Here is a 4071-nt window from a genome sequence, read left to right on the forward strand (position 1 = left end):
GCTCCCGAGAGGCTATAAACCGCCGTCGCATCATTGGTTGTGGCTGTGTAAATAACCGAGCTGGCACCAGAGTTTTCGTCAATGGCATCTGCCAACGTACCGGAGTTAAATACCGGTCCTGACTCATCCAGATCATTGACCGCCAGCGTAACGGTCTGATCAGTGAAGTGACCGGCGCCATCGGTGGCAGTTACAGTAAGACTGTAGTTTGGTTTGGTCTCGTAATCAGCGTCGGCTAATAAGGTCACTTCACCGGTGCTGGCATCAATCGAGAAATACGCTGCATCGTCGCCTGAGAGCGAGAAAGTGACGCCTCCAGAAATATCCGCGGAATCATCGGCCGTCGCGGTATACACCACTTGCTCGGCACCAGGGTTTTCATCAATCGCAGTGGCGATAGCGCCAGATGTAATGGTTGGTGCTGCTTCATCCAGATTATTGACTGCTAAGGTGACGATTTGGTCGGTAAAGTTACCGGCTCCATCGGTAGCAGTGACAGTAAAGCTGTAGCTGGACTTGGTCTCGTAATCGGCATCGGCCAACAAAGTCACTTCACCGGTGCTGGCATCGATCGAGAAGTACGCAGCATCTGCACCCGACAGACTGAAACTCACGCCATCAGAAATATCAGCAGAGTCATTGGCAGTAGCGATATATACCACCTGCCCGGCACCGCTGTTTTCATCAATCGCAGTGGCAGTAGCGCCAGATGTAATGCTTGGTGCCACTTCATCCAGGTCATTGACCGCCAGGGTAACGGCTTGGTCCGTGTGGTTACCCGCCCCATCGGTGGCGGTAACAGTAAAGCTGTAGCTGGATTTGGTCTCATAGTCCACATCCGCTTTTAGAGTCACTTGGCCAGTATTGATATCAATGGTGAAGTAAGCCGCATCAGTGCCGCCAAGGCTAAACGTTACGCCATCCGAAATATCCACTGAGTCATCAGCAACAGCGGTATACACCACCTGCCCAGCACCAGAGTTTTCATCGATGGCAGTGGCAGTATCACCAGAGGTAACCGTCGGTGCCACTTCATCGAGGTTATTCACCGCCAGCGTAACGGTTTGGTCGGTGTGGTTACCCGCCCCATCGGTAGCGGTGACGATAAAGTTGTAGCTTGGTTTGGTCTCGTAATCAGCGTCGGCCAACAAGGTGACTTCACCGGTGCTGGTATCAATCGAGAAGTAAGCCGCGTCAGTACCACTGAGGCTAAACGTTACGCCGTCCGAAATATCCACTGAGTCATCAGCAACAGCGGTATACACCACCTGCCCAGCACCAGAGTTTTCATCGATGGCAGTGGCAGTATCACCAGAGGTAATCGTCGGTGCGACTTCATCCAGGTTATTGACTGCTAAAGTAACGATTTGGTCGGTGTGGTTACCGGCTCCATCGGTGGCGGTGACGGTAAAGCTGTAGCTTGGTTTGGTTTCGTAGTCGGCATCCGCCAACAAGGTGACTTCACCGGTGGCTGAGTTGATGCTGAACAGTGACGCATCTGTACCCGACAGGATGAAACTCACGCCATCAGAAATATCAGCAGAGTCATCAGCGGTGGCGGTATACACCACTTGCCCGGCACCGCTGTTTTCATCGATGGCAGTCGCGGTATCACCAGAGGTAATCGTCGGCGCTGCTTCATCGAGGTTATTGACCGCCAGGGTGACAGTTTGATCGGTATGGTTACCCGCCCCATCGGTGGCGGTGACTACAAATGAATAGCTGGACTTGGTCTCGTAATCAGCGTCGGCCAACAAGGTGACTTCACCCGTCGCCGAGTTAATGCTGAACAAAGCAGCATCAGCCCCCGAGAGGCTATAAACCACCGCTGCGGTATCGTCTGTCGTTGCGGTGTAAATCACCGCGTTCTCACCAGAGTTTTCGTTAATCGCGGTGGCGGTGGTCGCGGAGGTGAAAACCGGGGTCTGGGTATCGATTTGATAACTGGCGCTGATGACGTCGCTGGTCGGTTGGTTACCCACCGCATCGGTATAGCCGCTGCTCAGGTAAATCCGGTTATCATCGCTGCTGATGTTGTCGGAGGAAGTCAGTGTGGCGGTCCAGGTGGTGCCGCCGTCGGTGCTGATGAGGTTGGAGAAGGTGGCGTTGTCTGCCGACAGATCTTCCAGGCCGAATCCGGTCACGGCTTCATGGAAGCGGATGGTGACCGTGGCGGTTTCTCCAACTGCCAGTACATGGGTTGAGAGGTCGATACTCGCCACCGGTGCCACGGTATCCACCTGGATCGAGATGCTGGCCTCCAGGTTGTCGGCGCCCACGGCCGGGGCGTTGTTCACCAGGTCGGTCCATTCGCCACCGATTTGTATCCGGGTACCAGAGTCTTCCGTGTTGTCCGCCGGTGTGTAGGTTGCAGTCCAGGTGACTCCGCCGTCGGTGGTGGTCACGGTGCTGAGGCTGCCGCTGTCCAGTGTGATATCGGCATTACTGAAGCCGATCACGGCTTCACTGAAAGTAAAGGTGACGACGGTATGCTCTCCAGCCGCCAGATCGCTGCGATCGACATCGATACTGAGTGTCGGACGACTGATTTCCTGCTCAATGTAGATGGGCAAGCGGGCGTCGCCGTTAACGCTGACGGTCAGTGGCCAGTTCCCGTCCCCCAGCTCTTCCAGCAGGTCTGCCGGGAGGGTGATCGATGCGTAGCCATCGGAGACCATGGCCACCGTCGCGGTGACGTCGTAGTTCAGGTCGCCCAGGGTGATGCTGATGAGGTCTCCGACGGCCACCTGTTTCAGGGTGACGACGGTACCATCCTCAGCTTCATCGGCCAGTAGTCCGTCGCGGGCTTCCGTGACAACCGGCGCCAGGGCGATCACCGATTGGCTGTCCAGCACGCCGCTGTACGGGCCACTTTCAAACAGGGCCAGGCCCGCTTGCAGCAGGGCGATGCCATGAGTGGAGATCAGGGCCACGCCGTCAACGATCGAGACTTCTGCCAGCAGGGCTTCCAGCGTGGCAGCAACACTGCCCTGAAACTCGTCCAGACCGGATAGGGCCACCAATAAATCACCGTACGCTTCGGCGGTATTGAGGCCGTCCTCCTGGTTAAACTCGTCTTCAGTGATCGCGGTGACATCACCAAGCAGGTCGGATAACTGGAACAGGGTCGCCAGAGTCTGATTGATGGCCAGCATATCGCTGGTTAAGGGCGTACTGGACAGGCTGTCAGCACTGATACCCGCCAACATCACGGCCAGCGTCGTCAGCGGTGTGACGCTCAGGGTCAGGTCACCGCTCTCGTCCAGGTCGGCCATGGCGGTCAGGCTGGTTCCCAGGCTGGTGCTGGCACCGGTGGCTTCGGAGATATAATCTCCGGCGTCGCCGTTGGCGTCGGTGACCACGACCAGCACCGGGCCGGTGTAGTCGGCGTCAAGCGTGATCGTGACCTGACCGCTGGCTGGATCGATCTGGCCGTGGCCGAGTACGTTGCCCTGGGCGTCATAGACGTCGACGGTGGCCGCTGAATCAAATACGCCCGCGACCGGGCTGACGGTTATCTGGCTGGAGTTGTCGTCATCGTTGCCATTATCACGGGAACGATCGGACAAGGTATACAGGGTGATTGCTCCGACTATACCCAATGTCGCTGCGATCCAGCCCCAATCGGACGTGCCGCTTTCTGCTGACGCCCCTGATGCGCCCGCGAACCAGTGAACCGGCTCTTCCACGACAATATAAGACTCGCTGCTGCCCGCCAGTTCCTGCTCTGACAGCACCTCCATCCGGATCATTCTGCCCGGCTCAGCTTCGGGTGACAGTACCAGCCCCCCAAACCCGGGGGTCACAAAGAAGTCGTCGATGCGCGCCACCACATCACCATCCACCTCGATCTCCAGGTCTTTGCCCTTGCGCCGTATTCCCATTGCGGCCGGCGTGATCAATGCCCCATCCTGCAACAGCACGTAATAGAAACCGGACTGGGCTGACACCACAGCCGGTTCATCACCGTTATACACTTGACCAGCATAGTCATTAAGAGGGTTAAAAACGGCTACGCGATAAATCGGCATGTAATCATTCCTTGTTTAATAGGGTGGCCACCCAGAGCTC

Annotated in this window: 1 protein-coding gene; it reads right to left on the reverse strand. The window is 56.8% G+C overall.

Annotation, left to right across the window (positions count from 1 at the left end):
* A partial coding sequence (locus Q8W24_RS16590) for a cadherin domain-containing protein (RefSeq protein WP_305476000.1) occupies positions 1–4031 on the reverse strand: 4031 nt, incomplete at its 3' end.
* Positions 4032–4071 lie beyond the last annotated feature (40 nt).

The organism is Oceanobacter sp. 4_MG-2023 (assembly GCF_030689165.1).
Classification (GTDB): domain Bacteria; phylum Pseudomonadota; class Gammaproteobacteria; order Pseudomonadales; family Oceanobacteraceae; genus Oceanobacter.